Annotated in this window: 5 protein-coding genes; 1 reads left to right on the top strand and 4 read right to left on the bottom strand. The window is 69.7% G+C overall.

Annotated elements, in window-relative coordinates:
* The 4 genes from AC2VNT_RS07945 to AC2VNT_RS07930 all read right to left on the bottom strand — a co-directional run.
* On the bottom strand, positions 1 to 702 hold a 702-nt coding region (locus AC2VNT_RS07945; RefSeq protein WP_486946336.1), incomplete at its 3' end, for a M16 family metallopeptidase.
* A complete protein-coding gene (locus AC2VNT_RS07940) occupies positions 680 to 2,989 on the bottom strand; it encodes a polyribonucleotide nucleotidyltransferase (protein ID WP_486946335.1) in 2,310 nt (769 codons plus the stop codon). The genes AC2VNT_RS07940 and AC2VNT_RS07945, both read right to left, overlap by 23 nt.
* A 358-nt stretch (positions 2,990 to 3,347) precedes the next feature.
* The gene (gene rpsO / locus AC2VNT_RS07935) at positions 3,348 to 3,617 is read right to left on the bottom strand and encodes a 30S ribosomal protein S15 (RefSeq protein ID WP_486946334.1); all 270 of its coding nucleotides are present in this window, start codon (positions 3,615 to 3,617) and stop codon (positions 3,348 to 3,350) included.
* A 111-nt stretch (positions 3,618 to 3,728) separates the two neighbouring features.
* Positions 3,729 to 4,703 (bottom strand): bifunctional riboflavin kinase/FAD synthetase, encoded by a 975-nt coding sequence (locus AC2VNT_RS07930; RefSeq protein WP_486946333.1) that lies wholly within the window; start codon positions 4,701 to 4,703, stop codon positions 3,729 to 3,731.
* Between the two features lie 25 nt (positions 4,704 to 4,728).
* On the opposite strand from AC2VNT_RS07930, the gene mntR reads away from it, so the two are divergent.
* Entirely contained in the window at positions 4,729 to 5,418 is a 690-nt protein-coding gene (mntR, locus tag AC2VNT_RS07925; protein WP_486946332.1) for a manganese-binding transcriptional regulator MntR, read from the top strand.
* Positions 5,419 to 5,869: the final 451 nt, after the last annotated feature.

Here is a 5,869-nt window from a genome sequence, read left to right as displayed (position 1 = left end):
GGCGCCCTTGCGCGGCGCCGACGGACGCCGGCCGCGGACCAGTCGCGGGCCGAAGTGCCGCCGCGCCAGCGCCAGCACCGCGTCGTGGTCGACGTTGCCGGCCACCGCGACCACCATCCGCTCCGGGGTGTACCGGCGCAGGTGGAACGAGCGCAGCTGCGCCCGGGTCATCGCCGACACCGACGCCACGGTGCCGATCACCGGCCGGCCGAGCGGATGGGCACCGAACAGCGTCGACAAAAACACGTCGCCCAGGGCGTCCTCGGGGTCGTCGTCGCGCATCGCGATCTCCTCGAGCACCACGTCGCGTTCCAGCTCCACGTCGTCGACGGCGCAGCTGCCGTTCAGGACGACGTCGCTGACCACGTCGACGGCCAGCTCCAGATCGGTGTCCAGCACGTGCGCGTAGTAGCAGGTGTGCTCCTTACCGGTGAACGCGTTCAGCTCACCGCCGACGGCGTCCATCGCCTGCGCCATCCCGGTCGCGGTGCGGGTCGGGGTGGCCTTGAACAGCAGGTGCTCCAGGAAGTGCGCCGCGCCGGCGACGCTACGGCCCTCGTCGCGCGACCCGACACCGACCCACACCCCCACCGACGCCGAACGCGACGCGGGCAGGTACTCGGTGACCACCCGCAACCCGCCGGGCAGCGTGCTGCGGCGGATCCGGGAGAGATGCGGGTCAGCTGCCGGCGGCCGCGGCATCGGTTGATGGTGCGCCGGCGTCGGCTGGTTTCGCTGCGTCGGCTGAATCCTCGTCGACCGGGATCAGCGAGATCTTTCCGCGGTTGTCGATGTCGGCGATCTCCACCCGCAGCTTGTCGCCGACCTTCACCACGTCCTCGACCTTGGCGATCCGCTTGCCGCGGCCCAGCTTGGAGATGTGCACCAGGCCGTCGCGGCCCGGCAGCAGCGAGACGAACGCGCCGAAGTCGGTGGTCTTGACCACGGTGCCCAGGAACCGCTCGCCGACCTTGGGCAGCTGCGGGTTGGCGATCGCGTTGATCTTGTCGATCGCGGCCTGCGCGGACGGGCCGTCGGTGGCGCCGACGAAGACGGTGCCGTCGTCCTCGATGGAGATCTGGGCGCCGGTCTCCTCGGTGATCGCGTTGATGATCTTGCCCTTCGGCCCGATCACCTCGCCGATCTTGTCCACCGGCACCCGGATGGTGGTGACCCGGGGCGCGTACGGGCTCATCTCATCGGGTTCGCTGATCGCCTCGGCCATCACCTCCAGGATGGTCAGCCGGGCGTCTTTGGCCTGGGCGAGAGCACCGGCCAGCACCGTGGACGGGATCCCGTCCAGCTTGGTGTCCAGCTGCAGCGCGGTGACGAATTCCTTGGTGCCGGCGACCTTGAAGTCCATGTCGCCGAAGGCGTCCTCGGCGCCGAGGATGTCGGTGAGGGCGACGAACCGGCGCTCGGTCGATTTTGTGCCATCAACCGCTTCAACTTCAATGTCGTCGGAGACCAGGCCCATCGCGATGCCGGCCACCGGCGCCTTCAGCGGGACCCCGGCATTGAGCAGCGCCAGCGTGGAGGCGCAGACCGAGCCCATCGACGTGGAGCCGTTGGAGCCCAGCGCCTCCGACACCTGGCGGATGGCGTACGGGAACTCCTCGACGCTGGGCAGCACCGGAACGAGCGCCCGCTCGGCGAGCGCGCCGTGGCCGATCTCCCGGCGCTTCGGCGAGCCGACCCGGCCGGTCTCACCGGTGGAGTACGGCGGGAAGTTGTAGTGATGCATGTAGCGCTTGGTCTTCTCCGGCCCGAGCGAGTCGATCTGCTGGGCCATCTTGACCATATCCAGGGTGGTCACCCCGAGGATCTGGGTCTCGCCGCGCTCGAACAGCGCGCTGCCGTGCGCCCGGGGCACCACCGCGACCTCGGCGCTCAGCGCCCGGATGTCGGTGACGCCGCGGCCGTCGATGCGGAAGTGGTCGGTCAGGATGCGCTGCCGGACCAGCTTCTTCGTCAGGCTGCGGTAGGCCGCGCCGATCTCCTTCTCACGGCCCTCGTAGGTTCCTGAGGCGCCAGTGAGCCGCTCCAATACTTCCGCCTTGATCTCGTCGGTGCGCTCGTCGCGCTCGGCCTTGCCGGCGATGGTCAGCGCCTTGGCCAGTTCGTCGGTGGCCACCGAGGCCACCGCGTAGTACACGTCGTCGCCGTAGGCGGGGAAGACGGGGTACTCGTGCCCCGGTTTCCCCGACCTTCCGGTGGCGTCGGCCAGCTCCTGCTGGGCTTTGCACAGCACGGCGATGAACGGCTTGGCGGCCTCCAGGCCTTCGGCCACCACGGTCTCCGTCGGCGCCTGGGCGCCGCCGTCGATCAGCTCGACCACGTTCTCGGTGGCCTCGGCTTCGACCATCATGATCGCGACGTCTGTGTCTCCGTCGGCGGAGCCGACGATCCGGCCGGCCAGCACCATGTCGAAGACCGCCCGCTCCAGTTGCTCGACGGTCGGGAACGCCACCCAGGTGCCGTCGATCAGCGCCACCCGCGCCGCGCCGACCGGGCCGGAGAACGGCAGCCCGGCCAGCTGGGTGGAGGCCGACGCGGCGTTGATCGCCACCACGTCGTACAGGTCGTTGGGATCCAGGCTCAGCACCGTCACCACCACCTGGACCTCGTTGCGCAGGCCGTCGACGAACGACGGGCGCAGCGGGCGGTCGGTGAGCCGGCAGGTCAGGATCGCGTCGGTGGACGGTCGGCCCTCACGCCGGAAGAACGAGCCGGGAATCCGGCCGGCGGCGTACATCCGCTCTTCCACGTCGACGGTGAGCGGGAAGAAGTCGAAGTGCTCCTTCGGCGCCTTGCTGGCGGTGGTCGCCGACAGCAGCATGGTCTCGTCGTCCAGGTAGGCGACGACGGAGCCGGCGGCCTGCTGGGCCAGTCGGCCGGTCTCGAAACGGATGGTCCGGGTGCCGAAGCTCCCGTTGTCGATGGTGGCGGTCGACTCGAACACGCCCTCTTCAATTTCAGCTACAGACATGGACGTCCGCGCAGCCTCTCTGGGTTCATTCAGCTGTTTCGCGCCGTCACGGGCGACCAGCGAGAACCTGGATGCGGCTACGGCCGTCGATCGAAGCGGCCGGATCCATCCGATCAGACCCGGCTGCCACTACCGAAGACCGCCCGACTCAGGTCTGGCTGGTCCGGGAAGGTGTCCCGTCGTGACGCACCGGAGCGGAGCACGCGAAGCTGCGCGAACCGCACCGTTGTCCGGGCCGAATACCGCCCAGAACGTTCTTACTGTACACGGCCCCGCCCACCGGGCCGACCGGCCGCGCCAGGTCAGCGGCGCTACCCACGGCGCCGCGCTCCCGCCCGGGCGATGCACGCCCACGCGGTCAGCGGCGCAGGCCGAGCCGCTCGATCAGCGAGCGGTAGCGGGCTACGTCGACCTGGGCCAGGTACTTCAGCAGCCGCCGGCGCCGGCCGACCAGCAGCAGCAGCCCACGCCGCGAGTGGTGGTCGTGCTTGTGCACCTTGAGATGCTCGGTGAGGTCGGTGATCCGTTTCGTCAACATCGCGACCTGCGCCTCCGGCGAACCGGTGTCGGTCTCGTGCAGCCCGTAGCTGCTCAGGATCTCTTTTTTCTGCTCGGCCGTCAGTGCCACGCCAGCATCTCCATCAATCGGTCCGCGAACATCGGATAACGGGCGGCCACCGCGAACTGCAGCACGCGCCGGGCAGCCAGCCTAGCAGCGCCGGACGGGTCCACCCAATCGTCAGTCGGCGCCCAGCAACGCCCGGGTCCGATCGACGTCGTCGTTCATCGCGGTGACCAGGTCGTCGGCGGAGGCGAACGTGTGCTGGCCGCGGATCCGGTCGACGAAATCGACGGCCACGTGCTGGCCGTACAGGTCGACGCTGGCGTCCAGGACGAACGCCTCGACGGTGCGGGTGCGGCCGGAGAACGTCGGGTTGGTGCCGATCGAGACCGCCGCGGGGTACCGTTGGCCCGGCGCCAGCGTTCCGGGGCCCGAACCCGACCCGAGCACGGTGAACCACGCGGCGTACACCCCGTCGGCGGGGATCGCCGCGTGCATCGGCGGCGCCACGTTGGCGGTCGGGAAGCCCAGCACCTTGCCCCGGCCCTCGCCGCGCACCACCACCCCCTCCACCCGGTGCGGCCGGCCGAGCACCTCGGCCGCCGCGACCATGTCACCGGCGTCGACGCAGGACCGGATGTAGGTCGACGAGAAGGTGATGGACTGGCTGTCGTGATGTTCGGAGACCAGCGAGACCGACTCCACCGCGAAGCCGAACTGATCACCGGCCCGGCGCAGGGTGTCGACGGTGCCGGCCGCCTTCCGGCCGAAGGTGAAGTTCTCACCCACCACCACCTCAACCACGTGCAGGTGCTCGACCAGCAGTTCGTGGATGTAGCGGTCCGGGGTGAGCCGCATGAAGTCGTGGGTGAACGGGATGACCAGGAAGACGTCGATCCCGGCCCGCTCGACCAGCTCGGCGCGGCGAGTCAGCGTCGTCAGCTGCGCCGGGTGGCTGCCCGGGTACACCACCTCCATCGGGTGCGGGTCGAAGGTCATCAGCACCGTCGGCACCCGGTGAATCCGACCGGAGCGCACCGCACGCTCGATCAGCGTCGCGTGGCCGCGGTGCACCCCGTCGAAGACCCCGATGGTGAGCACGCACCGACCCCAGTCCGTGGGGATCTCGCCCTGGCCACGCCATCGCTGCACGATCGCCAGCCTAAACTGTCGTTTCGTGAGCCCCCAGCAGGAATCCGGCGGCCTGAGCACGGTCGCGCAGGACTATCTGAAGGTCATCTGGACCGCTCAGGAATGGTCGCCGGAGCGGGTGAGCACCAAGATGCTGGCCGAGAAGATCGGCGTGTCGGCCAGCACCGCGTCGGAGTCCATTCGAAAACTCGCCGAACAGGGCCTGGTCGACCACGAGAAGTACGGTGCGGTAACGCTGACCGCCCACGGCAGGCAGGCGGCGCTGGCGATGGTGCGCCGGCACCGGCTGCTGGAGACGTTCCTGGTCCAGGAGCTCGGCTACGGCTGGGACGAGGTGCACGACGAGGCCGAGGTGCTCGAGCACGCGGTCTCCGATCGGTTGATGGACCGCATCGACGCCAAGCTGGGGTCGCCGCGGCGCGACCCGCACGGCGATCCGATCCCGGCGCTGGACGGGCAGGTGCCGTCCCCGCCGGCTCGCCAGCTGTGGGCGTGCCGCGACGGCGACACGGTGACCGTCGCCCGCATCTCCGACGCCGACCCGGAGATGCTGCGTTACTTCGACGGCGTGGGGATCAGCCTGGACTCCCGGCTGCGGGTGCGGACCCGCCGGGAGTTCGCCGGGATCATGTCGGTGGCGATGCTGCCCGCCGACGGCGACGAGACGCTGGTCGACCTGGGCAGCCCTGCCGCGCAGGCGATCTGGGTGGTTTAGCCGCGGTCCGTTCCGTCCACACCCAATTCGGGCGCCCGCAGTCGATCTTGCCGGCGGTGATCGTCTGCGCGCCGGGCAGATGATGGTCGCCCTCGATCCACGGGCACGGTAAACTGCCGTGGACCGACGGGCAGAAAGCTGCCGCCCTCCTGATCGGCATCTGGTAGCCGTCGGGCGCGTGAGCCGGCGGCGGCTGCGGCACAACGGATTCTGGACGACGCCGTCGATTCAGCGGTCGCGCTGCGCTACCAACCGTCGCTGGCGCTGGCCGGGCGATCCGGTGCCGAGACCCGACCTGCCGTTTCCCGGGATGCAGTCGGCCGGCGACCCACTGCGATCTTGGCCACACCATCTCGTTCAACCACCTCGACCCGGGCGCCCGCGGCCCGACCCGCACAAGGAAGGTCACAACTTTTTTAACTACCCCCCACGCTTTGAGGAAATCTGCTGG

Source organism: Mycobacterium sp. TH-M15 (genome assembly GCF_057473705.1).
Note: the sequence above shows the minus strand (reverse complement) of the source record. Positions and strands in the feature narration are given on the sequence as shown.